This is a genomic window from Leifsonia sp. 10N434 (genome assembly GCF_056394405.1).
Map to the genome: position 1 here is coordinate 154,823 of NZ_JBFTHV010000008.1, position 24,979 is coordinate 179,801.

The window sequence follows — 24,979 nt, forward strand, 5'->3', positions numbered from 1 at the left end:
GGTGGCCCCGGCGGGCCGGGACGGTTAGGCGGTCTCGCCCGGGGTCAGGTAACGGCGCTCGTGGTAGAGCAGGGCCTCGTCGTCGTCGCCGAGCCCGCCCTCCTCGATCTGCACCACGACCACCGCGTTGTTGTGCACGTGCACGCGCTCGACGATGCGACCGACCATCCAGCTTGTCACGTCCTTGATCACCGGCAGTCCGTGCGGTCCGCGGTACCAGTGGTCTCCGTCGAACCGGCTCGCGTTGTCGCCGGCGAGCTTCTCGGCCACCTCGCGATTGCGCACTCCCAGCATGTGAATGACCACGCGGTCCGTCTCGGCGATCGCCGACCAGCTCGACGCCGACCGGGCGATGTTGAAGGTCGCCAGCGGCGGGACGGCGGCGAGGGAGGCCAGCGAGGTCGCGGTGAAGCCGACGGGCGTGCCGTCGGGCAGTTGAGCCGTGATGATCGCGACTCCCGCCGCGTGCCGCCGGAACGATTGGCGGAAGGCCGCCAGGTCGGCCGTCACGTCGGGTTCGACGCGGTCGGACGGGCGAGGGCTCTGGGGGAGAGGTGCGCTATTCATACGTATGCATCAAGCAAATGCTGGCTCCTGGGTATTCCTGGTTGCGGTTAGGCTGGTCGGGCCATGATGCAGACCATTGATCTCCGCGGAATCCAGCCTACCCGCGCCGCCTTCGCCCGTCTGGTGCCGCGACCCGTCGTGGACGTCGAGGCGGCCGTGACCGTCGCCCGTCGGCTGATCGACGATGTGCGGGAGCGGGGCGCGCAGGCGCTGGCCGAGCAGGCCGAACAATTCGACGGCGGAGCTCCGGCGAGCGTGCGTGTGCCGGCGGCCGAGATCGCGGCCGCCGTCGAGAACCTTCCCGCCGAGGTGCGCGCGGCCCTCGAAGAAGCCATCGTCCGCGTCCGTGAGGCGACCGCTGCGCAGGTGCCTCCCGCCGCCGAGACCCGCATCGGTCCCGGCGCGACGATCGTGCAGCGCTGGCAGCCGGTCGAGCGGGCCGGACTGTACGTGCCGGGCGGCAAGGCCGTGTACCCCTCGAGCGTCGTGATGAACGCGGTGCCGGCACAGGTGGCAGGGGTCGCATCCGTCGCCCTCGCGAGCCCGCCACAGCGCGCCTTCGGGGGAGCGGTGCACCCCGTCATCCTGGGCGCCGCCGGGCTGCTCGGGATCGACGAGGTCTACGCCATGGGCGGTGCCGGCGCGATCGGCGCGCTCGCCTGGGGCGTCGACGACATCGGCCTCGAACCGGTGCAGGTGATCACCGGGCCCGGCAACATCTACGTCGCCGCCGCGAAGCGCATCGTGCGTGGTCAGGCCGGGATCGACTCGGAGGCCGGAACCACCGAGATCCTGGTCATCGCCGACGCCGCAGCGGACCCGGGATACGTCGCCGCCGACCTGGTGAGCCAGGCGGAACACGATGAGGCCGCCGCCTCCCTGCTCGTCACCGACAGCCCCGAGCTCGCGGCGCGCGTCGCCGCAGAGCTGGATCGGCTCGCCGGAGCCACCAAGCACGCCGAGCGGGTGCGTACGGCGCTGGCGGGCCAGCAGTCCGCGATCGTGCTGGTCGACGACCTCCCTGCGGCCGCCGCGTTCAGCAACGCCTACGGTCCCGAGCACCTCGAACTGCAGACCGCCGATCCGGATGCCGTGCTGGCGCACATCCAGAACGCCGGCGCCATCTTTATCGGCCCGCACTCTCCGGTCAGTCTCGGCGACTATCTCGCGGGCTCGAACCACGTGCTGCCGACGGGCGGTCAGGCGCGTTTCTCGCCCGGCCTCGGCGCGTACTCGTTCCTGCGCCCTCAGCAGGTCATCCGCTACGACCGGGCGGCGCTCGGCGAGGTCGCAGAGCGGATCGTCGCCCTGTCGACGGCGGAAGACCTGCCGGCGCACGGTGAGGCCGTGACGGCGCGCTTCCCGCACTGAACCGCCTCCCCCGGACGGGGCGCGCGAACCCGATAGAATGAACGCACCATGTTCTGCCCCTTCTGCCGCCACCCGGATTCCCGTGTCATCGACTCGCGCACGAGCGACGACGGACTCTCGATCCGGCGTCGGCGCCAGTGCCCCGAGTGCGGTCGCCGCTTCAGCACCACCGAGACCGCCAGCCTCAGCGTGATCAAGCGCAGCGGCGTGGCGGAGCCGTTCAGCCGCGAGAAGATCGTGCTGGGCGTGCGCAAGGCCTGCCAGGGCCGTCCGGTGACGGACTCCGACCTCGCCGTGCTGGCGCAGAAGGTGGAGGAGACCATCCGGTCGACGGGTGCATCGCAGATCGAGGCGAACGACATCGGCCTGGCGATCCTGCCTCCGTTACGCGACCTCGACGAAGTGGCCTTCCTCCGCTTCGCGAGCGTCTACCAGGGATTCGACTCGCTCGATGACTTCGAAGAGGCCATCCAGCAGTTGCGGGTCGAGCACCACGGAGAACCGGTCGACGCGCAGGCATGAGACCTGCCTGAGGCCATCATCGGCCCGGCCGTGCCGGTAATGTTGCACCGGCATGTATCGCACACTCTTCACCCTCGTCCTGTCGAAGCTCGACCCGGAGCGCGCGCACCATCTCGCGTTCGTCGTGATCAAGGCGCTCCCGATCCTCGGATTGGGGCGGCTCGTCCGACGTTTCACGCGTCCTGACCCGTCGCTCGCGGTCGACGCGCTCGGCCTGCGCTTCGATTCGCCGTTCGGCGTCGCGGCCGGTTTCGACAAAGACGGCGAAGCGGTGATCGGCCTCGGCCAGCTCGGATTCGGCCATGTGGAGGTCGGAACCCTCACCGCGATCGCTCAGCCGGGCAACGACAAGCCGCGACTGTTCCGCCTGATCCCGGATCGTGCCGTCATCAACCGGATGGGCTTCAACAACCACGGCGCGCGTCTGGCGGCCGGCCGGCTCGCTCGCGTGTCGGCGAAGACCCATCGCCCCGTGCTCGGCGTCAACATCGGCAAGAGCCGCGTGGTGGCCGTCGACGACGCGACCGACGACTACCTGGCGAGCGCGCGCGTGCTCGCGCCGTTCGCCGACTACCTGGTGGTCAACGTGAGCTCGCCGAACACGCCGGGTCTCCGCGGCCTTCAGGAGCTCGACCTGCTCGCCCCGCTGCTCACCGCGGTGAAGGGGGTCGCCGGGCCGGTTCCGTTGCTGGTGAAGATCGCGCCCGATCTCACCGACGACCAGGTGCAGAAGATCGCCGAGCTCGTCGTCGACCTCGGCCTCGCCGGCATCATCGCGACCAACACGACGATCTCGCGCGAGGGCTTGAGCACCGACCAGGCCGTCGTCGCTGCGGCCGGCGCCGGCGGTCTCTCCGGCGCCCCGCTCGCGGCCCGGTCGCTGGAGGTTCTGCGGCTCATCCGGTCGCAGGTGCCGGCCGACCTCTGCGTGATCTCCGTCGGCGGGGTCGAGACCGCCGCCGACGTGCAGGCGCGGCTGGATGCGGGAGCCACCCTGGTGCAGGGCTACACGGCGTTCCTCTACCGCGGCCCGCTCTGGGCGCGCCAGATCAACCGAGGGCTCGTCTCGGCGCGCTGACGCGACGCTGGGCGCTGCCACGACCCTGGGCGCTGTCGCGGCGCTGCCGCGGCGGCTCGCTATTCGGCTTCCGGCGTCCCCTGGTGGAAGCGCAGGCGCCACCGGCTGTTGGCACGCATCCAGAGCGAGCTGCGCAGCGTGCTTCCCCGCGAGTCGGCGGTGCGCGCGGTCAGCAGGATCGTCTCGGAGGTGAGGCGTTCGGTGCCGAGGAGCTCGAAGAAGTCGACGGCCTCCGAGTCCTCGGCCGCCAGAGCCTGCACCGTCGCATCGCGTCCCCAGAGGCGCCCGGAGCGGCCGATCTCCTCGAAGTCCGGATGCAACAGGGCGGCGACCCGCGACGAGTCGGCGCGCACGGCCGGGTCGAGCAGTTCGCGCTCGAGCCGCGCGACCACGTCGGTATCGGACTCGTCGGTGACGAGATCGTCGCCGAAGAGATCGAGTTCGACGGTCTGTGCGACCGCTGCCGCGCCGGCGTCCGATCCGGATGCCGGGACCACGGCCGGCTCGAGGACTTCGCCGGTCAGCTCGTCGGCACGGGTGCGGCCGTCGGGCCACCCCGGTCCGATCGGGATGGGGTCGCCGTTCTGATAGGCGGTGGCGACGCCCCGCGCACGCACGTCGGCGGCCTCGTTGAGCTCGTGACCGGCGTGTCCCTTGACCCATTCGAAGGTGTAGCGACGCCCCTGAGTCGCGCGATCGAGGCGCTCGAGGAGCTCCCGGTTGAGCACGGGGGCACCGTCGGCCTTGCGCCAGCCCTTGCGCTTCCAGCCGGGCATCCACTTGGTGACCGCGTTGATCACGTACTGGCTGTCGCAGAGGATGCGGAGGTCTTCGTCGAGGTGCGCCGTCGACTCGAGCAGGTCGACGACAGCCATCAGCTCGCCCTGGTTGTTGGTGCCGTGCGGCCAGCCTCCGGCCGCCCAGCGCTCATCGTCGACGTACCACGCCCATCCGGCGGGGCCGGGATTGCCCAGAGCGGAGCCGTCGGCCGCTGCGACGATCGTCACGGTCAGCTGGGGAACTGGCCGCGCTTGACCTGCGGCTTGGGCAGGCGGATGACGCGGAGCTGCAGGGCGCGCATGGCGGCGTACCAGCGCACCCCCTTCTCGACCTTGGACTCGCCGAACTTGGCGGTGAGGCGACGGCGCACGACGAAGCCGAGCACGATGCAGTCGATCACCGCGATGGCGAAGAACGCCCAGAGCGCGAGCAGGCCGTAGACCTGGAAGTATCCGGGCAGGAAAGAGAGCACGATCACGAGCAGCATCACGGGGATGAGGAACTCGCCGATGTTGAAGCGCGCGTCGACGTAGTCGCGCACGAAACGCCGCTGCGGTCCGCGGTCGCGCGCCGTGAGGTAGCGGTCGTCACCGGCGGCCATGCCGACGCGGGCCTTCTCGCGGGCCTCGGAGGTCTTGGCGCGGGCCATCCTGGCCGCTTCCTTGCGGTCTTCCGGCACGAGGGGGCGCTTGCGGGCCGCCTCCTGCTCGCGGCGGGTCGGCGTCGGGGCGCCCTTGCCCTGGCGCAGGCGCTCTGCCGTCTCTTCTGGGGTCTCCGCGATGGGCTGTGCAGCCTCGGTCACGTGGTCGTTCTGTCGTTTTGCCAACGGTCAGCCTTCGATTGTGGGGTCCACTTAAGATTACCGTCATGACGAACGATCAGCAGACGCCCTCCACCGAACCCACAGCAGCAGAGGAGCGCGTGCGCTCCGTCGTCGAGCAGGGGATGCCGTCGACCATCGCCGACCTCGCCACGCTGGTGCGCATCCCGTCGGTCTCGTGGTCGGCCTTCGATCCGAAGCATGTCGCCGCCAGCGCCACCGCCGTCGCCGGTCTCCTGGAGGCGACGGGGGCGTTCGACAGCGTCGCGATCCGGCAGGCGCCGGTCGCCGATGGGGGCGAACTGGGCCAGCCGGCCGTGCTCGCGACCCGTGCGGCGAAGAACGGCCGCCCGACGGTCCTCCTCTACGCGCACCACGACGTGCAGCCGCAGGGTGACGACGCGAACTGGGACACGCCTCCGTTCGAGCCGACCGTGCGCGGAGACCGCCTGTACGGCCGCGGCGCCGCAGACGACAAGGCGGGCGTGATGGCGCACGTGGCGAGCGTTCGCGCCCTCGTCGACGGGCTCGGCGAGGACTTCGATCTCGGTCTCGCCGTCTTCATCGAGGGGGAGGAAGAGTTCGGTTCCCGCTCCTTCGCGAACTTCCTCGAACAGAACAAGGAGGCGCTCGCGGCCGACGTCATCATCGTGGCCGACTCCGACAACGTCGACACCGAGACGCCGGCCCTCACCGTCTCACTACGCGGAAACGTGACCTTCCGGTTGACCGTCTCCACCCTCGCGCACGCCTCGCACTCCGGCATGTACGGGGGAGCGGCACCGGATGCGATGCTCGCCATGGTCCGGCTGCTCGCCACCCTGCACGACGAGAACGGGTCGGTGGCCGTCGACGGTCTGACCGAGCGCGACGACGCGACCGAGCCGCCCGCTCTGTCGGAGGAGCAGTTCCGCGAGGAGGCCGCCCTGCTCGACGGGGTGACGCCGATCGGCACGGGCCCCATCCTGGCGCGGATGTGGTCGAAGCCGACCATCACCGTCACCGGCATCGACGCCCCGAGCGTCGCCAATGCATCGAACACCCTGCTGCCCAGCGTCGCGGTGCGCATCAGCGCGCGGATCGCCCCTGGCCAGCGCGCGACCGACGCGTACGCCGCGCTCGAGCGCCACCTGCGGGCGAACGCGCCCTTCGGCGCGCACATCGCGATCGACGACGTCGACACCGGCGACCCCTTCCTCGTCGACACCACCGGATGGGCCGCCACCGAGGCGAAGAGGGCCATGACGGATGCCTGGGGCAAGCAGGCGGTCGAGACCGGCATCGGAGGCTCGATCCCGTTCATCGCCGACCTCGTGCGGGAGTTCCCGGAGGCGCAGATCCTGGTGACCGGCGTCGAGGACCCGGACACGCGTGCGCACAGCCCGAACGAGTCGCTGCACCTCGGAGTGTTCAAGCGGGCGATCCTCGCTGAGGCCCTCCTGCTCGCGCGACTCGACGCGCGATCGGAATGATCACACTGCGTTCGAAGTTTTCCGACGTAGAATCGTCCCAGATTTCCACCGAAGTCCCTACCGCATCCGTGTGAGGAGTGCCATGACCGACACAACGCTGACCGCGACCAAGGCCCACGGGGTCGGACTGACCGACACCGCAGCCGGCAAAGTCAGGAGCCTGCTCGAGCAGGAGGGCCGTGACGACCTCCGTCTGCGCGTCGCCGTCCAGCCCGGTGGCTGCTCCGGCCTGATCTACCAGCTGTACTTCGACGAGCGCATGCTCGACGGCGACGCGACGGTCGACTTCGAGGGCGTCGAGGTCATCGTCGACAAGATGAGCGTGCCGTACCTCGACGGCGCCACCATCGACTTCGAGGACACGATCCAGAAGCAGGGTTTCACCATCGACAACCCCAACGCGACGGGCAGCTGCGCCTGCGGAGACTCCTTCCACTGAGCCGGTTCCGCCGCGTCATATAGCACAAAAAACCAGAAAGGACCGCCCACTCGGGCGGTCCTTTCTGTTCATTCCGGCGCGTGTGGCGGAGTAGGGTGGTAACGGTCAAATACAGTTGAATGTGAACTGTCCATGAGTCATTCGAAAGGTCACCGGTGCGTCACAATCGCCGTCTCCGATGGGCTGCTATTCCGATCGCAGCGACACTCGCAATCGTCCTTGCGGGGTGCACGCAGGCGCAGCTGAACGGATTCCTGCCCGGCTTCGTCGCGGGCGAGCAGCCCGTCACGAACCACACCGAGCGCATCTCCGGCCTGTGGGTCACCAGCTGGATCGTTCTGCTGGTCGTCGGCGTCATCGTCTGGGGCCTCATCATCTGGGCGGTCATCGTCTACCGCCGCCGCACGGGCCAGACCGGCCTCCCGGTGCAGCTGCGCTACAACATGCCGATCGAGATCTTCTACACGATCGTGCCGCTCATCCTGGTGCTCGGCTTCTTCGCCTTCACGGCGCGTGACCAGAACGCCATCGAGAAGCCGTACGCCGACCCCGATCTCAAGATCCAGGTCTACGCCAAGCAGTGGGCGTGGGACTTCAACTACGTCACCGACAACGTCTACGACCCGGGGATCCAGGCGCAGCCCGACGACGCGAGCGCCACCCCCGGCTCCGTGCAGGAGGGCGAGATCCCCACCCTGTACCTGCCGGAGAACAAGACGATCACGATCCAGCTCGACTCGCGCGACGTGATCCACTCCTTCTGGGTCCCCGCGATGCTCTACAAGAAAGACATCATCCCGGGCAAGACCAACTACATGTACTTCTCCACGACGGGCCGCACCGGCACGTTCGTCGGAAAGTGCGCCGAGCTCTGCGGCGAGTACCACTCTGCGATGCTCTTCAACGTGAAGATCGTGTCCCAGTCGGCGTACGACGACCACATCCAGAGCCTGCGCGACCAGGGATTCGAGGGTCAGCTCGGTTCCGAGTACGACCGCAATCAGAATCTGCCCGGTACGGGCGCACCCAAGGGTAACGAGTAGGGCAGCCACGAATGACGACAACAGCACCGGCCCCGACGTCGACGACCGCTCCCGCTCCGAAGGCGCCAGCGCCTCTCGGCGGTAGCTCGATCGAGCGCAAGGGCAACATCCTCGTCAACTACATCACGTCGACGGACCACAAGACCATCGGGTACATGTACCTGATCTCGTCGTTCATCTACTTCCTCATCGGCGGTGTGATGGCACTCATCATCCGCGCCCAGCTCTTCGAGCCGGGACTGCAGGTGGTGCAGACCAAGGAGCAGTACAACCAGCTGTTCACGATGCACGGCACGATCATGCTGCTGATGTTCGCGACGCCGCTGTTCGCCGGGTTCGTGAACGTGCTCATGCCGTTGCAGATCGGTGCGCCCGACGTCGCGTTCCCGCGACTGAACGCGCTGGCCTACTGGTTCTACTCCTTCGGCTCGCTGATCGCGGTCGCCGGCTTCCTCACCCCGCAGGGTGCCGCCTCGTTCGGCTGGTTCGCGTACGCGCCGCTCTCGAGTACGACGTTCTCGCCAGGGATCGGAGGCAACCTCTGGGTCGTCGGCCTCGGCCTGTCCGGTTTCGGAACGATCCTCGGTGCCGTCAACTTCATCACGACCATCATCACGATGCGCGCTCCCGGCATGACCATGTTCCGCATGCCGATCTTCACCTGGAACGCTCTCGTCACCTCGATCCTCGTGCTGATGGCCTTCCCGGTGCTCGCCGCCGCGCTGTTCGCCCTCGCCGCCGACCGCGTGTTCGACGCCCACATCTACGATCCCGCGAATGGTGGAGCGCTGCTCTGGCAGCACCTGTTCTGGTTCTTCGGGCATCCGGAGGTGTACATCATCGCGCTGCCGTTCTTCGGCATCGTGTCCGAGATCTTCCCGGTGTTCAGCCGCAAGCCGATCTTCGGATACAAGACGCTGATCTACGCGACGATCGCGATCGCCGCCCTGTCCGTGACCGTGTGGGCTCACCACATGTACGTCACCGGCTCGGTGCTGCTGCCCTGGTTCTCGCTCATGACGATGCTCATCGCGGTACCGACCGGTGTGAAGATCTTCAACTGGATCGGAACGATGTGGCGAGGCTCGCTCTCGTTCGAGTCCCCGATGCTCTGGTCGATCGGCTTCCTGATCACCTTCACCTTCGGTGGTCTGACCGGTGTCATCCTGGCGTCGCCGCCGCTCGACTTCCACGTGTCCGACACGTACTTCGTCGTCGCCCACTTCCACTACGTCGTGTTCGGCACCGTCGTGTTCGCGATGTTCGCCGGCTTCTATTTCTGGTGGCCCAAGTGGACGGGCAAGATGCTGAACGACCGCCTCGGAAAGTGGCACTTCTGGCTGCTGTTCATCGGCTTCCACACCACCTTCCTGGTGCAGCACTGGCTCGGCGTCATCGGCATGCCGCGACGGTACGCGACCTATCTGCCGACTGACGGCTTCACCTGGATGAACCAGCTGTCGTCGATCGGTGCCGGCATCCTGGCGATCTCGATGATCCCGTTCTTCGTGAACGTGTACCTCACGGCGCGCAATGCGCCCAAGGTCACGGTCAACGACCCCTGGGGCTACGGCCGCTCGCTCGAGTGGGCCACGAGCTGCCCGCCGCCGCGCCACAACTTCACGTCGATCCCGCGTATCCGCAGCGAGTCCCCGGCCTTCGACCTGAACCACCCCGAGGCGGGCATCCCGATCGGGATCGGCCCGGCCAAAGACGCCCCGGATGCGCCCACTGTCGACGCCGAGACGAGCGAGGTCAAGTAACCCATGAGAGCCAATGCAATCCTCTTCTGGATCCTCTCGATCTTCTTCCTGCTGTCGGCGATCGTCTACACGCTGTGGAGCCTCCTCGACCCGATGCACCAGAAGGTCGAGTGGGTCGGCACCGTCGGGCTGCTGCTCAGCTTCATCCTGGCGGCGTTCATAGCCTTCTACGTCGGTCGTTCCCACGCATCGCAGGGCGGTGAGCTGCCGGAGGACCGCCTCGACGCCAACGTCGACGACGGAGACCCGGAGCTCGGGCACTTCAGCCCGTGGAGCTGGTGGCCGGTCGCGCTGGCGTTCGGCGCCGGCCTGGTGATGCTCGGCCTCGCCGTCGGCTTCTGGATCTGCTACATCGGCGTGGCCTTCACGCTGATCTGCCTCGTCGGCTGGACCTACGAGTACTACCGCGGGTACTTCGCCCGCTAGGCCCACCACGCACGACTCTCGACGAAAGCGCCGCATCCTCCGGGATGCGGCGCTTTCTCGTGTGCTCGCCGTACCCCCCGCAATCGAGTCCGAAATTCTTGCGTTCTTCGCTCGGCGTGTCGACGAAACAAGTTCGGACTCGATTGCGGGGGAGGGTCAGGCGCGTGCGAAGTGGAGCAGCTCGACGGCCAGGGTCGCCTCCGACGGGAGAGTCACGCCGTGGGAACGCGTGTGGTGCGCCGACGGGCCCATTCCGACGAGTGACTCCGCCACCGCCTGCGTGAGAGCGATGGTGGCGTGGATGGCGCGCCGGCTGCGCAGCTCGAACAGCGGCCGCGCCGCGTCGGCGATCTCCGCGCTCTTGTCGGCGGGCACCGCGAGCATCCCTGCGTCGCCCTGAAGCTCGGCCAGATGCTCCGGCAGCGGAACGACCACCAGGAGGCTCCCACCGGGCGCGAGAGCGCGGTGGAACTCGGGCAGGTTGCGTGGGGCGAAGACGTCCAGGATGACCTCGCAGACGGCGTCTCGGACGGGCAGAGGGCGCCAGGTGTCGGCGACCAGCCCGTCGATGCGGGGCGACGAGCGGACGGCGCGTGACACCGCCTGGGCGGAGAGGTCCATGGCGAGCCCGCGCGCGTCCGCCGACGATTCCAGCGCGGCGCGGAGATAGTGCCCGGTGCCCGCGCCGGCGTCGAGGATGCTCGTGCCGCCGATCTCCGCAGTGGCGGAGCGCACAGCGTCGGTGATGGGGGAGTAGAGGCCGCTCTCGAGCACACGGTCGCGGGCATCCAGCATGGCGGCGCTGTCGCCGATCAACTTCGTGCCGCCGGAGACGAGGTTCACGAAGCCACGCTTGTTGACGTCGTACCGATGGCCGGTGTCGCAGCCGAGGGTGAGCGCGTCGATCGGCTCGAGGGGTCTGAGACAGGCGGGGCAGCGGAGCCAGGACGCGAGCGATTCGATGTTCATCCGGGGCCCTTCAGGCGGGGGAGCGCCGACGAGTCGGCGGATACGCGAAAGCGCCGGCGCGAGAACTCGCAGCCGGCGCTTTCACCGTGGTGGACTCGATCAGTGGTGGCCGTGGCCGGACTCGAGTTCGCCCTTGCTCGGGGGGATGATGCGGTCCTCGAAGAACCAGCGCGACATCCCGGCTCGGAAACGGTTGCCCGCCGTGATCTTGCCGCGGCTGTTCGGGCGGATCATGAGCGGCTGGTAGGTCTCGAAGCTGATCAGGCGCCAGCGCTCGTACTCGTCGAGCGGCTCGTGCACCTCGATGAACTCGCCACCGGGCAGCTTGACGATACGACCGGACTCGTAGCCGTGGAGCGCGATGCTGCGGTCCTTCTTCTGCAGCGCCAGGCATACGCGCTTCGTGACGACGTAGGCGATGATCGGGCCGACGAACAGCAGAGCCTGGAGCGCGTGGATCACGCCTTCCATCGTCAGCTTGAAGTGCGTCGCGATGATGTCGGAGCTCGCAGCGGCCCAGAAGACCGCGTAGAACGTGACACCGGCTGCACCGATCGCGGTCCGCGTCGACGCGTTGCGGGGACGGTCCAGGATGTGGTGCTCGCGCTTGTCACCGGTGACCCAGGCTTCGACGAACGGATAGATCATCACGGTGACGATGAACAGTCCGAGGATCACGACCGGGACGATGATGTTGAACGACCACGTGCGGTCCAGCCAGACGAACTCCCAGCCCGGTGGCACGAGACGCAACGCGCCGTCGGCGAAGCCGATGTACCAGTCCGGCTGTGTTCCTGCCGAGACCGGGGATGGGTCGTACGGACCGTAGTTCCAGATCGGGTTGATGGTGAAGAACGACGCCATGAGCGCGATGACACCGAACACGATGAAGAAGAACCCGCCGGCCTTCGCCGCGTACACGGGGAGGACCGGGTAGCCGACGACGTTGCCCTGCGTACGGCCCGGGGCCGCGTACTGGGTGTGCTTGTGGATGACCACGAACATCAGGTGCAGCGCGATGAACGCGACCACCAACGCCGGCAGGAGCAGGATGTGCAACGTGTAGAGGCGTCCGACGATCGCCGTACCGGGGAACTCGCCGCCGAAGAGCAGGAACGAGATCCAGGTGCCGACCACGGGAAGACCCTTGATCAGACCGTCGATGATGCGCAGGCCGTTGCCCGAGAGCAGGTCGTCGGGAAGCGAGTATCCCGTGAAGCCCTCGGCCATCGCCAGGATGAACAGCACGAAGCCGATCACCCAGTTGAGCTCACGCGGCTTGCGGAACGCACCCGTGAAGAAGATGCGGAGCATGTGCAGGCCGATCGCGGCCACGAACAGCAGAGCCGCCCAGTGGTGGATCTGACGCATCAGGAGGCCGCCGCGGATCTCGAACGAGATGTTGAGCGTGCTCGACATCGCGGCCGACATCTCGACGCCCTTCAGGGGGACGTACGAGCCGTGGTAGACGACTTCGGCCATCGATGCCTGGAAGAAGAAGGTCAGGAACGTCCCCGACAGCAGGATGACGACGAAGCTGTAGAGGGCGACCTCACCGAGCAGGAACGACCAGTGGTCGGGGAAGATCTTGCGCCCAAACTCCTTGACGGCGCCCGAGATGCTGGTGCGGTCTTCGAGGTAGTTCGCGGCGGCGGCGGTGAATCCGCCCTTCGCGACCTCGGTCGTTGCCGCGGCAGGTGCGGCGGTGGTGGTACTCAATGACGCTCCCAGAAGCTCGGGCCGACAGGCTCGGTGAAGTCGCTGCGCGCGACCAGGTAACCATCGGCATCCACCATGATGGGCAGCTGCGGCAACGGGCGCTTGGCCGGGCCGAAGATGACCTCGGCCTCGTGCGTGATGTCGAACTGCGACTGGTGGCAGGGGCACAGCAGGTGGTGAGTCTGCTGCTCGTACAGCGCCACGGGGCAGCCGACGTGCGTGCAGATCTTGGAGTAGGCGACGATGCCGTCGTAGCTCCAGCTCTCACGGCCCTTGGAGATATGGAGATCTTCGGGCTTGAGGCGCATGAGCAGGACGGCCGCCTTGGCCTTCTGCTCGAGTCGGTCCTCCTTCTCGTTGAGCCCCTCGGGGATCACGTGGAAGGCGGAACCGAGCGTCACATCGGACGCTTTGATGGGGACTCCGGACGGGTCCTTCGTGAGACGGACGCCCTTGGCCCACATGGTCTGGGAGAGCAGCTCGACCGGGTCCTGGTTCTGCGGCGCGAGTCCGCGGAACAGCACGACGGCGGGGAGCGGGAACGCGATGAGCGCGCCGATCAGGCTGTTGCGCACCAGGGTGCGGCGGTTGAAGCCGGACTCCTCGTCGGCCTGGCGGAAGATCTCCACCGCACGTTCCGTGGTCGCTTCGCGGCCGCGGACGGGGTGGCGGAGGTCGACGCCTTCCTTCTCGTGCATGAGGGACTTGCCCCAGTGCACGGCGCCGATGCCGATGGCCAGCAGCGCGAGCGCGATCCCGATGCCGATGAACAGGTTGTTCAGACGCACGGAGCCGGGGTCGTTGTCGTTGATCGGGAAGGCCATGTAGGCGGCGACCGCCCAGACGCTGCCGACGATCGAGAGGTAGAACAGCGTGTAGACCGTGCGCTCGGCCCGGCGTTCCTTCTTCGGGTCGAGATCGGTGACGCGCGGACGGTGCGGCGGGAACCCGGGGTTCTCGACCTCGTCGCGGATGATCACCGCCGTTCCGGGATCGCCCGTCCGGTGGACGTCGACGGCTGACGAGCTGGCAGTGGTCAGCTCGTGACCGCTGTTATCGTCCTGTGCCATTGTTCTCCTTCATACGCTGTGACATTTCCGCAAGCACCTAGTTCGACTTCGCCGTGATCCACACGGTCAGCGCGACGATGGCACCGAGACCGAAGATCCAGAGGAAGAGACCCTCGGCCACCGGGCCGAGCGAGCCGAGCTCGAATCCGCCGGGGGACGGGTTGTTCTGGATGTACTTGAGGTACGTGATGATGTCGGCCTTGCCCTGAGGCGTGATGTTCAGGTCGTTGAAGACCGGCATGTTCTGCGGGCCGGTGACCATGGCCTCGTAGATGTGCGCGGCGGTGACATTGGTCAGAGGCGGAGCGTACTTGCCCTCGGTCAGAGCACCACCGGCGCCGGCCACGTTGTGGCACATCGCGCAGTTGACGCGGAAGAGCTCGGCGCCATTGGCGGCGTCGCCCTTTCCGTCGAGGTACTTCTGCTCAGGGACCGACGGCCCGGGGGCGAGCGACGCCACATAGGCGGACAGCGCCTTGACCTGCTCGTCGGTGAACTGCACCGGCTTCTCGGGCGCCTGCGGTCCCTGCATCTGCATGGGCATGCGGCCGGTGCCGACCTGGAAGTCGACGGCAGCCGCGCCGACGCCGATGAGGCTCGGAGCGTTGGTCGTGCCCTGGGCGTTGAGCCCGTGGCAGGTGGCGCAGTTCGACTGGAACAGCTTCTTGCCCTCGTCGACCGACTGCTGCGAGGCGGCGGCCGCCTGCGGCTCGGCGGATGCCGTCGAGGTGTTGAACGCCGCGTAGGCTCCGCCGGTGAGGCCGAGGCCGATCGCGATCAGGGCGACCGTGGCGAGGGGGTGACGCCGGCCGCCCTTCCGGGCGGTCTTCGTCGAGGTGCGGTTATTCGCGCGCATGGTGTAGAGGTCTGCTCCTGATTCCTATTTGAGAACGTAGATGACCAGGAAGAGCCCGATCCAGACGACGTCGACGAAGTGCCAGTAGTACGAGACGACGATCGCGCTCGTCGCCTCTTTGTGGCCGAAGGTCTTGACCGCGAAGGCGCGGCCGATGACGAGAAGGAAGGCGATGAGGCCGCCGGTGACGTGGAGGCCGTGGAACCCGGTGGTGAGGTAGAACGCCGAACCGTAGGCGTTCGAGTCCAGGGCGATCCCCTCGGAGACGAGCGTCGCGTACTCGAGGATCTGGCCGGCGACGAAGATGGCGCCCAGCGCGTAGGTGAGCGTGAACCACTCGACCATTCCCCACTTGGCGGGGCTCCAGCCGGTCGCACGCGGCTGCAGCCGTTCGGCGGCGAAGACGCCGAACTGGCAGGTGAACGAACTCGACACCAGGATGATCGTGTTCGTCAGGGAGTAGGGGACGTTGAGGTGCGCTGTCTCGGCGGCCCAGAGATCGGGCGAGGTGGAGCGGAGGGTGAAGTAGATCGCGAAGAGACCCGCGAAGAACATGACCTCACTGCCCAGCCAGACAATGGTGCCGACGGCCACCACGTTGGGCCGGTTGATTGAGGGCGCACTCGCCGTAGGAGATATTGAGGTGCTCGTCACGCTTTCCATTATGGCTGAAAAGAAGCCGTGGTTTTCTCATCCGACAGGCCGGAATGTGCCCGTTTTCTGGTAAGGGTCACCTAAGTTCGGCGGTACACTCCGCTCGCCACAGCGGGTCGCGCGGTCACTAGGATCGGCTTATGACGGAATTGCAGTCCTGGTCGTCCGTGCTCACCGCGTTGCTCGCCGGCGAAGATCTGAGCGTCGCCGACGCCGCGTGGGCCATGGACCAGGTGATGTCGGGCGACGCCACGGAGGCGCAGCTCGCCGCATTCCTCATTGCATTGCGCGCCAAAGGCGAGACCGTCGACGAGATCGTCGGCTTCCGTGACGCGATCCTCGACCACGCCGTGCCTCTGCCGGTCGACCCGATGGCGCTCGACATCGTCGGCACGGGCGGCGACCGCTTCGGCACGGTGAACGTCTCGACCACGGCCGCCATCGTCGCGGCGGCGGCCGGCGTCCCGGTCATCAAGCACGGCAACCGGGCGGCGAGTTCGTCATCCGGTTCTTCGGATGTGCTGGCCGCGCTCGGCATCGACCTCACGCTGCCCCCGGAGAAGGTCGCCGAAGTGCTGACCACGGCGGGGATCACCTTCGCATTCGCGTCCGCTTTCCATCCCGGATTCGCCAACGCGGGGCCGGTGCGCGCCCAGCTCGGCGTGCCGACGGTCTTCAACTACCTCGGCCCGCTCTGCAACCCCGCACGCCCCGAGGCGTCGGCGGTCGGCGTCGCGACCCTCGACCGCGTTCCCCTGTTCGTCGGCGTGTTCCAGACGCGCGGTGCGACGGCCCTGGTCTTCCGCGGCGACGACGGGCTAGACGAACTCTCGACCACCGGTCACAGCCATGTCTGGGAGGTGTCGCGCGGCCTGGTGACCGAGCACGACATCGACCCGCGCGATCTGGGGATCCCGCGCGCGAAGATGGCGGACCTGCTCGGAAAGGACGCCGCATACAATGCGAGCGTCGTACGTGCCGTGCTCGCGGGCGAAGAGGGCCCCGTGCGCGACATCGTGTTGCTCAACGCGGCGGCAGGGCTCGTGGCATACGAGCTCGCGTCCGACCCGTCGAGGGTTCAGGAGAGCATCCTGGACCGGTTCCGTTCGCAAATGGCGATCGCAGCCGAAGCGATCGACTCCGGGGCTGCGGCCGCGAAGCTCGACCACTGGATTGCGGCGACGCACTGACAGCAGTGGAAGGAAGGGTTTCGATGAAGAAGCTCATCAACGGCGTACCCGACGTCGTGGACGAGTCCCTCGACGGATTCGCCCGAGCTCACGGTGACATCATCACGGTGTCCCACGACCCGCGCTTCGTCGCGAGGGCTGACGCCCCCGTGCAGGGCAAGGTCGGTCTGGTCAGCGGCGGCGGCAGCGGCCACGAGCCGCTCCACGCCGGATTCGTCGGCAGGGGGATGCTCGATGCAGCGGTCCCCGGCGAGGTGTTCACCTCACCGACGCCGATGCCGATCGTCGAGGCCACCAAGGCCGTCGACGGCGGAGCCGGCGTTCTGCACATCGTGAAGAACTACACCGGCGACGTGCTCAACTTCGAGACGGCGGCCGATCTGGTCGGAGCGGAGGGCATCACGGTGAGGGCCGTCGTGACGAACGACGATGTCGCCGTGCAGGACTCGCTCTACACCGCCGGCCGTCGCGGCGTCGCGGGCACCGTGCTCGTCGAGAAGATCGCCGGGGCGGCCGCTGAACGCGGAGACGACCTCGACGGCGTCACCGCCATCGCCGAGAAGGTGAACGCGAACGTGCGCTCGATCGGAGTCGCCCTTGCAGCGGGCACCGTTCCGCACGCCGGGGAGCCCGGCTTCGACCTGGCCGATGACGAGGTCGAGTTCGGTGTCGGCATCCACGGCGAGCCCGGGCGCGAGCGCATCAAGCTGGAACCGGCCGATGCCCTGACCGACCGGATGATGGCCGCCGTGCTCGACGACCTGCCGTTCTCCTCCGGCGATTCGGTGCTGCTCTTCGTCAACGGCATGGGCGGCACTCCGCTGTCGGAGCTCTACATCGTGTTCCGCCGCGCCGCCCAGATCCTCGACGACCGGGGGATCACCCTCAGCCGCTCGCTGGTGGGGAGCCTGGTGACGTCGCTCGAGATGCAGGGGGCATCCATCTCGGTGCTCAAGCTCGACGACGAACTGACGGATCTCTGGGATGCGCCCGTCAGCACCGCGGCGCTCCGCTGGGGCGTCTGAGCGCTCGGCTCGAACCGAACAGATCGAGAAGATCGGAAGAAAGGACGGCGGATGACGCTGGACACGACGTGGGTCACGGCTTGGATGACGGCGGCAGCCGCCGTCATCGATGAGAACAAGCACGACCTCAACACCCTCGACCGCGAGATCGGCGACGGCGATCACGGCGAGAACATGGACCGCGGCCTGCGTGCCGTCGTCACTGCTCTCGGGTCTCTGCCCGACGGGGCGACGCCGAACGCGGCGCTCCGGTCGATCGCGATGACGCTGATCTCGACGGTCGGGGGAGCGTCGGGCCCGTTGTACGGCACGGCGTTCCTGAAGGCGGCCGAACCCCTCGGCGATGCGTCGGAGATCGACGCGACGGCTCTCGTCGCAATGCTCACCGCCGCGCGTGACGGGATCGTCTCGCGCGGCAAGGCTGCGACCGGCGACAAGACCATGATCGACGCGTGGACGCCGGCGGTCGATGCGGCCGCCGCCGCGCAGGAGGACGGCGCTTCACCCGCCGACATCCTGCGTGAGGCGGCCGACGCGGCCGAGGCGGGCGCCGTCGCCACCGAGCCGCTCGTCGCGCACAAGGGCAGGGCGAGCTATCTCGGTGACCGTGCGATCGGTCATCGCGATCCCGGCGCTCAGTCGACCGCGCTGCTCCTGCGAGCGGCAGCGGACACGGCGGAGGCCGCCGGTGAGTGAGCGGGTCGGGATCGTCTTCGTCTCCCACAGCAGCCGGATCGCCGACGGTGTCGTCTCCCTCGCCGGGCAGATGGCACCGTCGGTGCGGCTGGTCGCTGCGGGCGGCACCGACGACGACGGGATCGGCACGAGCTTCGTCAAGGTTAACGACGGCATCGAGTCCGCTGACCAGGGTGCCGGCGTGGTCGTGATCAGCGACCTCGGATCGGCCCTGCTGACCGCCGAGACGGCACTCGACATGCTCCCGGACGATCGCAAGGCGCAGGTCGCGGTGGTCGACGTCCCCTTCATCGAGGGCGGCATCGCGGCAGCCGTGGCCGCCGAGAGCGGGGGAGACCTCGGCACGGTGGTCCGCGCCTCGGAGGACGCTCGCACGTCATGGGAGCAGGCCGGCAGCGCCGCCCCCGAACCGGCGGCGGAGGCCCCAGAGGCTCCGACAGCTCCGTCGGCTCCGGCGGCTCCCGCTGACGGAACCGCGGCATCCGAGCGGTATGTGCGCGAGGTCGTCCTCCGCAACCGCGACGGCCTCCACGCCCGGCCCGCCGCCGAGTTCGTCAAGCTGGCGAACACCTTCGACACCAAGGTCACCGTCAACGGCAAGGACGCGAAGAGCCTGCTGGGCATCATGTCGCTGGGGCTGACCGCGGGCAAGACCGCGGAGATCGCGACGGATGACGCCCAGGGAGTCGCAGCGGTGGATGCGCTCGCGACCCTGGTCGAGAGCGGTTTCGGGGAGGAGTGACGATGCGCGTGCACGCGACCCTCGAGCAGCACGGCAAGACCGCGACGGGGATCGAGATCCCCGGAACGGTGGTCGACGAACTGGGCGCGGGTCGGCGACCCCCAGTGCTGGTGACGGTCAACGGCTACCAGTACCGCAGCAGCATCGCCTGGATGGGCGGGCGGTACCTCCTCGGATTGAGCGCCGAGGTGCGGGCGGGAGCCGGCGTGGCCGCGGGCGACGAGCTCGACGTGGACCTCGAGCTCGATGACGCTCCCCGCGAGGTGGAGGTGCCGGCGGATCTCGCCGAGGCGCTGAACGCGGCCCCGGATGCCCGCTCCGCGTTCGACGCCCTCTCCTACAGCAACAAGCGCCGGCTGGTGATGGCGATCGACGCCGCGAAGACGGACGAGACGCGGCAGCGCCGGGTCGCGAAGACGGTCGCCGACTTGCATTAGCGCTGGCATCCGGATGTTGCCGTGACAAGACCGGCCCCTCCACGCCACAATGAGAATCACCTCCGCGCGGGGGACAACAGAACAGTCCGGGGGACGCGAAGCGGTCACCGGAAGAGGGAGGCCGGCCCATGAGTTCCCCAGCAGCATCCGTTCCTCAGCAGACGATCGCACGAACATCCTGGCTCCCGCTCATCGTCGTGGTGCTCAGCCAGATCCAGACCTCGTTCGCCGTGAACTCGCTCACGGTGTCGATGGCCGGGATCACCTCCGATCTCGATACGCCGGCGACGTCGGTGGGCACCGCCATCACCGCCAGCACCTTCGCGATGGCGGCCTTCATCCTGCTCGGCGCGAAGCTGGGCGCCCGGTTCGGCACCAGGCGCGTGTTCCAGATCGCGATCGTGATCCACGGCATCGCGATGGCCGCTGTGGCGCTCAGCGTCTCACCGGTGATGCTCTTCGTGGCCCAGGCCGCCTCCGGTGCCGTGATCGCCTTGATCGCGCCGGCGCTCACCGTCTTCATCGCGACCAACTACCACGGCCGGCAGCAGGCGCAGGCGATCGGCCTGCTCGCCGCGGCGATCCCGGCTGCCGGTGTGCTCGCTCTGCTCATCGCCGGCACCTTCGCCTCCACCATCGGCTGGCGCTGGTCGTTCTGGCTGATCGTCGCCCTGGCCGTGGTCAACCTGCTCCTCAGCTTCCGCTTCGCGCCGATCGCCGCACAGCGCGATCTCGTCATCGACTGGACAGGCGCTGTGATCGCCGCCGTCGCGATCATCCTGCTGAGCTTCGGGTTCAGCGGTCTGGAGCCCTGGGGCCTGGTGCTGGCGACCGACGGGGCCCCGTTCAACATCCTGGGCTTGTCCCCGGCACCCGTGCTGGTCATCCTCGGGTTGATCGCAGGCCAGATCTTCTTCGTCTGGCTGCGGAGGCGGCAGGCCGGACGCAAGCCGCGGATCTTCGACCTGCGCGTGCTCGCGACCGGGTCGGAACGCGCGGTGACCATCTGCATGGGCACGATGCTCTTCGTCGGAACGGCAGCGAACTTCCTGATCCCGCTCTACATCCAGGTGGTGCAGGGGCGCACGAGCTTCGAGACCTCGATCGCGGTCATCCCGTACACGTTGTCGATCTTCGTGGCGAGCACGTTCGTGGCGAGCCTGTACCAGCGGTTCCCGCCGCGCGTACTGGCGCGGTCCGGTTTCGTCGTCGTCGCACTCGGGCTGACCATCCTCGCGTTCGCCGTTCACAACGAGTGGGAGCAGATCGTGGTGATCATCGGGCTCATCGTGCTCGGCCTCGGCCAGGGCTCGATCGTCGCCCTGGTGTTCAACACGCTGCTGTCGGCGGCGCCGAAGAAGCTCGCCGGAGATGTGGGAGCGTGGCGCGGGCTCGTGCACAACCTCTCCGGCAGCGTCGGGATCGCGGTGGCGAGCGTCTTCGCGGTGGGTGTGCTCGGCGGCCTGGTCGCCTCGGCCGTCGCCGATCACCCGGACATCCCGCCGTCGCTCGTGTCGCAGGTGAACCTCGACAACACCAACTTCATCACCAACTCGCAACTGAAGGACACGCTCGCCGCGAAGACCGACGCGACGGACGCGCAGATCGACGCCGCGGTCATCGTCAACTCGGATGCGCGGCTCACCGCCCTGAAGATCTCGCTGCTCGCACTCGCCGGCATCTCGCTGCTGGCGATCGTGCCGGCGGGTCGCATGCCAGGACGTCAGAAGGGCGACCTGCCCGAGCGGCTCGAGCCGTCCGATCCGGAGGACGTGCTCGACCCCGACGATCCGCAACCGGAAGAGGGCGACACCGTGTACACCGTCGCCACCACAACCAAGGACTGAATAATGGCACCCAGCGCGTACAAATTGATCGCCGACGACTTCACGCCGGCGCCGTCCCTGCTCCCGGAGCGCGTCGTCGACTTCGACGCGGTCACGGAGTTCTCCCACGACCTCGGTACGATCGGCGTCGTCGTGACCAGCGACGGAGAGCTGCCCGTCGACCTCGGAGCCGATCGGGATGCGCTCGCGGCCGCCGGTTTCGACGGCAAGCCGGGTCAGACGCTCCTGCTGCCCGGGGCGGGACTGCGGATCGCTGTCGGCGCCGGGGCCGCGGCCGAGCTCACCGCCGACGCTCTGCGCGATGCGGCTGCGACGGCTGCCCGTGCGGCCGCATCGTCCGCCCGGATCGGCCTGCAACTGCCGGATGTCGACGGCATCGACGCCGAGACCATCGGGCAGGTCGTCGCCGAGGGCGTGCTGCTCGGCCGCTACCGCTTCACCGAGTTGAAGTCGGATCCGAAGACCACGGCGCTGGCGGCGGTGGAGGTGCTCGTCGACGCGTTGTCCGTGTCCGGCGTGACGGCCGGCATCCCGCGCGGCGTGATCACGGCCCGGTCGGCGAACCTCGCCCGCGATCTGACGAACACGCCTCCCGGATATCTCACGGCGACCGACTTCGCCGATTTCGCCGTCTCGATCGCAGACACCTTCGGCCTCCAGGTCGAGGTGTTCGACAAGCAGCGGCTCATCGAGCTGGGCTGCGGGGGACTGCTGGGGGTCAACGCGGGCAGCGCCGAGGAGCCCCGGCTGATCAAAGTGACCTACACGCCGAACGGCGACTCGACCGGTCATCTCGCGATGATCGGCAAGGGCATCATGTACGACTCGGGCGGCATCAGCCTCAAGCCGTCCGATCCGATGCACCTGCTGATGAAGATGGACATGGGGGGAGCGGCGGCGGTCTTCGGGGCCCTCACCGCGCTGCGGGACCTGAACAGCAGTACGACGGTCACGGCGTTCCTGATGTGCACGGACAACATGCCGAGCGGCTCGGCGTACAAACTCGGCGACGTGCTGACGATCCGCGGTGGTACGACCGTCGAGGTGAAGAACACGGATGCCGAAGGCCGGCTCGTGATGGCGGACGGCCTGGTGCTCGCCACCGAAGAGCAGCCCGACGCGATCGTCGACATCGCGACCCTCACCGGGGCGGCCCTCATGGCGCTCGGCCCGGCGACGGCGGCCCTGTTCGGCAACGATCAGGCGCTCGTCGATCAGGCCAAGCGGGCCTCGCAGGTCACCGACGAGCAGGTGTGGCAGCTGCCGCTCGAGAAGAAGTACCGCAAGGCGCTCGACTCCGACATCGCGGACATCTCGAACCTGGGCGGTCCGTACGCCGGGGCGACGACGGCCGCCCTGTTCCTGAACGAGTTCGTCGGCGGTCTGCCGTGGGCTCACTTCGACATCGCGGGCACGATGCAGTCGGACGCGGACGACGCGTGGCGTTCGAAGGGCGCGACGGGCTTCGGCGCCCGCCTCCTCATCGAACTCGCGCTCGGCTTCGAGCCCGTGCGCTGATCTCGTTGAGGGGCGGCAAACGCAGCCAAAACCGCGATTTTGGCTGCGTTTGCCGCCCCTCAACGAAAAAGGCCGGCCGGCCGGGCGGCCGGGCGGGCCGCTGTCAGGTGAGGGGGAGGGCCATCTCGAGCTCGAGCGCGGTGCGATCGAGCGGGTACGGCTCGGTGGCCCCGGTCAGCTCGAACCCGCGCCGGCGATAGAACCGGATGGCCGTCTCATTGCGCTCGTGCACCTGCAGCAGCAGGCGGCCGCTGCGCTCGGCCGCCCAGGCGATCACCGCGTCGAGCAGGGCGTCGGCCACCCCGTGGGCGCGACCACGGAACCGCGGCGTGATGTAGACACCCACCAGGTGCGGGTCGCGCGCCCCGGTGGCGAGGAAGCCGCCCATGGTGCCGAGCCACGCGCCGTCATCGTCGACCGCGGCGAAGAGCCGGCTCGACGTCGAGCGGTTGGCCGCACGGTTCTGCCAGTGCTCATCCGGATGCCGCTGCGCGCGCTCCAGGGTCTCCAGGAATGCGATCGGGGTGTCCGCGAGCATCTCGAGCCGGATGGCGCGGTACGCGCGCCAATCCTCCTCGGTGCTCGGACGGACCCGCCAGCCGCTCATCCCTCGCTGTCGCCCCGCTGAGCCAGCAGTGTCTCGCTCTCGGCGAGCAGGATCGCCGTGCACAGCCCATCCAGCGCCGTGCGCAGCTCATCGAGCGGCGGGAACGTGGGCGCGATCCGGATGTTCGCGTCGCGCGGGTCGTCGCCGTACGGGAAGGTCGCGCCGGCGGGTGTGACCGCGATGCCGGCCGCGGCGGCCAGCTGGACGGCGCGTTCGGCCGCTCCGTCGAGCACATCGAGACTCACGAAGTAGCCCCCGAGGGGTGCGGTCCAGTGGCCGCCTCCGTACGGGGCGAGCCGGTTCTCGAAGATCTCGGAGACCGCCTGGAACTTGGGCTCGAGGATGGCGCGGTGCTTCTCCATGTGCGCAGCGAGGCCGTCGGCATCCTGCAGCAGCTTCACGTGACGCAACTGGTTGATCTTGTCGGGTCCGATGCTCTGCACGGCCATGTTGCGAACCAGCCAGTCGATGTTCGCCTGCGAGCCGCCGACGAACGCGACGCCGGCACCCGGGAACGTGACCTTCGAGGTCGAGGCGAAGACCAGTGGTCGGTCGGGATTGCCTGCCTCGGCGGCGAGTCCCAGCACGTCGATCGGGGTCGGCCGCTCGTCGGTGAGGTGGTGCACCACGTAGGCGTTGTCCCAGAACAGGCGGAAGTCCGGCGCCGCCGGCAGCGAGACCAGCTCGCGGACGACCTCTTCGCTGTACACCGCGCCGCTGGGGTTCGAGTAGACGGGCACGCACCACATGCCGACGATGCTGTCGTCAGCCTCGAGCAGGGCGCGCACCGTCGGGATGTCGGGTCCGTCGTCGTTCAGCGGGACGGGGATCAGCCGGATGCCGTACCGCTCGCAGATCGAGAAGTGGCGGTCGTACCCGGGGACCGGCGCGAGGAAGCTCACGGTGCGCGCGCCCCACGGGCGATCGCCGCCGGGGACGCCGTGGAGGATGGCCTGCACGATCACGTCGTGCATCACCGTGAGACTGGCGTTGCCGAGCGCCAGCAGCTGGGCCGGCGGCACGAGCAGGGCGTCGGCGAAGATCGCGCGCAGTTCGGGCAGGCCGAGGGCGCCGCCGTAGTTGCGCAGGTCGGTGCCCGCCGCATCCCGGTACTCGTCGCCCGGGAGACGCAGCAGCTCGCTCGACAGGTCGAGCTGGTCGGCCGACGGCTTGCCGCGGGTCAGATCGAGCTTCAGCCCCTGCGCCGCGAGGGCGTCGTACGCGGCCTGGAACCGGGCGTTGGCGGCGCGCAGGGAGTCCGTGTCGAGGTCGGTGAGCGGGACGGCGGGCGAAACGGGAGCGGTGGTCACGAGACGATCGTAGCCGCGACCGCTGTGGCGCAGGGACGGATGACACGGGCTGTGCGAA

At 68.3% G+C, this 24,979-nt stretch carries 25 protein-coding genes; 15 read left to right on the forward strand and 10 right to left on the reverse strand.

Going from position 1 to position 24,979, the window contains the following annotated elements; translation table 11 throughout:
- Nucleotides 1-24: 24 nt before the first annotated feature.
- Nucleotides 25-567, reverse strand: a complete 543-nt coding sequence (locus AC1DB1_RS18065; protein WP_477201794.1) for a flavin reductase family protein — start codon at nt 565-567, stop codon at nt 25-27.
- A 63-nt stretch (nt 568-630) separates the two neighbouring features.
- On the opposite strand from AC1DB1_RS18065, the gene hisD reads away from it, so the two are divergent.
- Genes hisD through AC1DB1_RS18080 form a run of 3 tightly spaced genes read left to right on the forward strand, consistent with a single transcriptional unit; the run spans nt 631 to nt 3,538 of the window.
- The gene (gene hisD, locus AC1DB1_RS18070; RefSeq protein WP_477201795.1) at nt 631-1,938 is read left to right on the forward strand and encodes a histidinol dehydrogenase; all 1,308 of its coding nucleotides are present in this window, start codon (nt 631-633) and stop codon (nt 1,936-1,938) included.
- A 48-nt stretch (nt 1,939-1,986) separates the two neighbouring features.
- Nucleotides 1,987-2,460: a transcriptional regulator NrdR gene (gene nrdR / locus AC1DB1_RS18075; protein ID WP_271176349.1), complete on the forward strand. Its 474-nt coding sequence runs from the start codon at nt 1,987-1,989 to the stop codon at nt 2,458-2,460.
- Between the two features lie 52 nt (nt 2,461-2,512).
- A complete protein-coding gene (locus AC1DB1_RS18080; RefSeq protein WP_477201796.1) occupies nt 2,513-3,538 on the forward strand; it encodes a quinone-dependent dihydroorotate dehydrogenase in 1,026 nt (341 codons plus the stop codon).
- 59 nt (nt 3,539-3,597) lie between these two features.
- On the opposite strand, the gene AC1DB1_RS18085 is transcribed toward AC1DB1_RS18080, so the two are convergent.
- Complete coding sequence (locus AC1DB1_RS18085) at nt 3,598-4,545, reverse strand: RNase H family protein (RefSeq protein WP_477201797.1); 948 nt, start codon at nt 4,543-4,545, stop codon at nt 3,598-3,600.
- Nucleotides 4,546-4,547: 2 nt separating this feature from the next.
- Nucleotides 4,548-5,144 carry a DUF3043 domain-containing protein gene (locus tag AC1DB1_RS18090; RefSeq protein WP_271176346.1) on the reverse strand — a complete coding sequence of 199 codons (597 nt, stop codon included), beginning with the start codon at nt 5,142-5,144 and terminating at the stop codon, nt 4,548-4,550.
- 41 nt (nt 5,145-5,185) lie between these two features.
- On the opposite strand from AC1DB1_RS18090, the gene AC1DB1_RS18095 reads away from it, so the two are divergent.
- From AC1DB1_RS18095 to AC1DB1_RS18115, 5 genes are all read left to right on the forward strand, one after another.
- Entirely contained in the window at nt 5,186-6,610 is a 1,425-nt protein-coding gene (locus AC1DB1_RS18095; RefSeq protein ID WP_477201798.1) for a M20/M25/M40 family metallo-hydrolase, read from the forward strand.
- An 82-nt stretch (nt 6,611-6,692) separates the two neighbouring features.
- Nucleotides 6,693-7,049, forward strand: a complete 357-nt coding sequence (erpA, locus tag AC1DB1_RS18100) for an iron-sulfur cluster insertion protein ErpA (protein ID WP_271176344.1) — start codon at nt 6,693-6,695, stop codon at nt 7,047-7,049.
- A 155-nt stretch (nt 7,050-7,204) separates the two neighbouring features.
- Nucleotides 7,205-8,092, forward strand: a complete 888-nt coding sequence (gene ctaC, locus AC1DB1_RS18105; protein WP_271176343.1) for an aa3-type cytochrome oxidase subunit II — start codon at nt 7,205-7,207, stop codon at nt 8,090-8,092.
- A gap of 11 nt (nt 8,093-8,103) precedes the next feature.
- On the forward strand, nt 8,104-9,855 hold the full coding sequence (gene ctaD, locus AC1DB1_RS18110; protein ID WP_477201799.1) for an aa3-type cytochrome oxidase subunit I: 1,752 nt from the start codon (nt 8,104-8,106) through the stop codon (nt 9,853-9,855).
- 3 nt (nt 9,856-9,858) lie between these two features.
- Entirely contained in the window at nt 9,859-10,281 is a 423-nt protein-coding gene (locus tag AC1DB1_RS18115; RefSeq protein ID WP_271176341.1) for a cytochrome c oxidase subunit 4, read from the forward strand.
- A gap of 156 nt (nt 10,282-10,437) precedes the next feature.
- On the opposite strand, the gene AC1DB1_RS18120 is transcribed toward AC1DB1_RS18115, so the two are convergent.
- The 5 genes from AC1DB1_RS18120 to ctaE all read right to left on the reverse strand — a co-directional run bounded on the left by AC1DB1_RS18120 (nt 10,438) and on the right by ctaE (nt 15,558).
- Complete coding sequence (locus tag AC1DB1_RS18120; RefSeq protein WP_477201800.1) at nt 10,438-11,250, reverse strand: methyltransferase domain-containing protein; 813 nt, start codon at nt 11,248-11,250, stop codon at nt 10,438-10,440.
- Between the two features lie 99 nt (nt 11,251-11,349).
- Nucleotides 11,350-12,969, reverse strand: a complete 1,620-nt coding sequence (gene qcrB / locus AC1DB1_RS18125) for a cytochrome bc1 complex cytochrome b subunit (RefSeq protein WP_271176339.1) — start codon at nt 12,967-12,969, stop codon at nt 11,350-11,352.
- Nucleotides 12,966-14,039: a cytochrome bc1 complex Rieske iron-sulfur subunit gene (qcrA, locus tag AC1DB1_RS18130; protein ID WP_271176338.1), complete on the reverse strand. Its 1,074-nt coding sequence runs from the start codon at nt 14,037-14,039 to the stop codon at nt 12,966-12,968. The genes qcrB and qcrA overlap by 4 nt, the downstream gene beginning before the upstream one ends.
- A 37-nt stretch (nt 14,040-14,076) precedes the next feature.
- Complete coding sequence (gene qcrC, locus AC1DB1_RS18135) at nt 14,077-14,895, reverse strand: cytochrome bc1 complex diheme cytochrome c subunit (RefSeq protein ID WP_271176337.1); 819 nt, start codon at nt 14,893-14,895, stop codon at nt 14,077-14,079.
- A 24-nt stretch (nt 14,896-14,919) separates the two neighbouring features.
- A complete protein-coding gene (gene ctaE, locus AC1DB1_RS18140) occupies nt 14,920-15,558 on the reverse strand; it encodes an aa3-type cytochrome oxidase subunit III (protein ID WP_271176336.1) in 639 nt (212 codons plus the stop codon).
- A 131-nt stretch (nt 15,559-15,689) separates the two neighbouring features.
- Between ctaE and trpD the strand changes: the two genes are divergently transcribed.
- The 7 genes from trpD to AC1DB1_RS18175 all read left to right on the forward strand — a co-directional run bounded on the left by trpD (nt 15,690) and on the right by AC1DB1_RS18175 (nt 23,004).
- Nucleotides 15,690-16,739 (forward strand): anthranilate phosphoribosyltransferase, encoded by a 1,050-nt coding sequence (trpD, locus tag AC1DB1_RS18145; protein ID WP_271176335.1) that lies wholly within the window; start codon nt 15,690-15,692, stop codon nt 16,737-16,739.
- A 23-nt stretch (nt 16,740-16,762) separates the two neighbouring features.
- Nucleotides 16,763-17,764 (forward strand): dihydroxyacetone kinase subunit DhaK, encoded by a 1,002-nt coding sequence (gene dhaK / locus AC1DB1_RS18150; protein ID WP_477201801.1) that lies wholly within the window; start codon nt 16,763-16,765, stop codon nt 17,762-17,764.
- Between the two features lie 51 nt (nt 17,765-17,815).
- Entirely contained in the window at nt 17,816-18,460 is a 645-nt protein-coding gene (gene dhaL / locus AC1DB1_RS18155) for a dihydroxyacetone kinase subunit DhaL (RefSeq protein WP_271176333.1), read from the forward strand.
- Nucleotides 18,453-19,202 carry a dihydroxyacetone kinase phosphoryl donor subunit DhaM gene (dhaM, locus tag AC1DB1_RS18160; protein WP_477201802.1) on the forward strand — a complete coding sequence of 250 codons (750 nt, stop codon included), beginning with the start codon at nt 18,453-18,455 and terminating at the stop codon, nt 19,200-19,202. The genes dhaL and dhaM overlap by 8 nt, the downstream gene beginning before the upstream one ends.
- A gap of 2 nt (nt 19,203-19,204) precedes the next feature.
- Complete coding sequence (locus AC1DB1_RS18165) at nt 19,205-19,639, forward strand: YdeI/OmpD-associated family protein (RefSeq protein ID WP_271176331.1); 435 nt, start codon at nt 19,205-19,207, stop codon at nt 19,637-19,639.
- 128 nt (nt 19,640-19,767) lie between these two features.
- Nucleotides 19,768-21,486, forward strand: a complete 1,719-nt coding sequence (locus tag AC1DB1_RS18170; protein WP_271176330.1) for an MFS transporter — start codon at nt 19,768-19,770, stop codon at nt 21,484-21,486.
- A gap of 3 nt (nt 21,487-21,489) precedes the next feature.
- A complete protein-coding gene (locus AC1DB1_RS18175; protein ID WP_477201803.1) occupies nt 21,490-23,004 on the forward strand; it encodes a leucyl aminopeptidase in 1,515 nt (504 codons plus the stop codon).
- A 103-nt stretch (nt 23,005-23,107) separates the two neighbouring features.
- On the opposite strand, the gene AC1DB1_RS18180 is transcribed toward AC1DB1_RS18175, so the two are convergent.
- Nucleotides 23,108-23,611, reverse strand: coding sequence for a GNAT family N-acetyltransferase (locus tag AC1DB1_RS18180; RefSeq protein WP_477201804.1), 504 nt, complete (start codon nt 23,609-23,611; stop codon nt 23,108-23,110).
- Complete coding sequence (locus tag AC1DB1_RS18185) at nt 23,608-24,921, reverse strand: aspartate aminotransferase type Ic (RefSeq protein WP_477201805.1); 1,314 nt, start codon at nt 24,919-24,921, stop codon at nt 23,608-23,610. The genes AC1DB1_RS18180 and AC1DB1_RS18185 overlap by 4 nt, the downstream gene beginning before the upstream one ends.
- Nucleotides 24,922-24,979: the final 58 nt, after the last annotated feature.

Bases quoted from the DNA above. Each gene is read 5' to 3' on its own strand.
- AC1DB1_RS18065 (WP_477201794.1), bottom strand. From the start codon at position 567: ATGAATAGCGCACCTCTCCCCCAGAGCCCTCGCCCGTCCGACCGCGTC.
- hisD (WP_477201795.1), top strand. From the start codon at position 631: ATGATGCAGACCATTGATCTCCGCGGAATCCAGCCTACCCGCGCCGCC.
- nrdR (WP_271176349.1), top strand. From the start codon at position 1,987: ATGTTCTGCCCCTTCTGCCGCCACCCGGATTCCCGTGTCATCGACTCG.
- AC1DB1_RS18080 (WP_477201796.1), top strand. From the start codon at position 2,513: ATGTATCGCACACTCTTCACCCTCGTCCTGTCGAAGCTCGACCCGGAG.
- AC1DB1_RS18095 (WP_477201798.1), top strand. From the start codon at position 5,186: ATGACGAACGATCAGCAGACGCCCTCCACCGAACCCACAGCAGCAGAG.
- erpA (WP_271176344.1), top strand. From the start codon at position 6,693: ATGACCGACACAACGCTGACCGCGACCAAGGCCCACGGGGTCGGACTG.
- ctaD (WP_477201799.1), top strand. From the start codon at position 8,104: ATGACGACAACAGCACCGGCCCCGACGTCGACGACCGCTCCCGCTCCG.
- AC1DB1_RS18115 (WP_271176341.1), top strand. From the start codon at position 9,859: ATGAGAGCCAATGCAATCCTCTTCTGGATCCTCTCGATCTTCTTCCTG.
- AC1DB1_RS18120 (WP_477201800.1), bottom strand. From the start codon at position 11,250: ATGAACATCGAATCGCTCGCGTCCTGGCTCCGCTGCCCCGCCTGTCTC.
- qcrA (WP_271176338.1), bottom strand. From the start codon at position 14,039: ATGGCACAGGACGATAACAGCGGTCACGAGCTGACCACTGCCAGCTCG.
- qcrC (WP_271176337.1), bottom strand. From the start codon at position 14,895: ATGCGCGCGAATAACCGCACCTCGACGAAGACCGCCCGGAAGGGCGGC.
- ctaE (WP_271176336.1), bottom strand. From the start codon at position 15,558: ATGGAAAGCGTGACGAGCACCTCAATATCTCCTACGGCGAGTGCGCCC.
- trpD (WP_271176335.1), top strand. From the start codon at position 15,690: ATGACGGAATTGCAGTCCTGGTCGTCCGTGCTCACCGCGTTGCTCGCC.
- dhaK (WP_477201801.1), top strand. From the start codon at position 16,763: ATGAAGAAGCTCATCAACGGCGTACCCGACGTCGTGGACGAGTCCCTC.
- dhaL (WP_271176333.1), top strand. From the start codon at position 17,816: ATGACGCTGGACACGACGTGGGTCACGGCTTGGATGACGGCGGCAGCC.
- AC1DB1_RS18165 (WP_271176331.1), top strand. From the start codon at position 19,205: ATGCGCGTGCACGCGACCCTCGAGCAGCACGGCAAGACCGCGACGGGG.
- AC1DB1_RS18170 (WP_271176330.1), top strand. From the start codon at position 19,768: ATGAGTTCCCCAGCAGCATCCGTTCCTCAGCAGACGATCGCACGAACA.
- AC1DB1_RS18175 (WP_477201803.1), top strand. From the start codon at position 21,490: ATGGCACCCAGCGCGTACAAATTGATCGCCGACGACTTCACGCCGGCG.
- AC1DB1_RS18180 (WP_477201804.1), bottom strand. From the start codon at position 23,611: ATGAGCGGCTGGCGGGTCCGTCCGAGCACCGAGGAGGATTGGCGCGCG.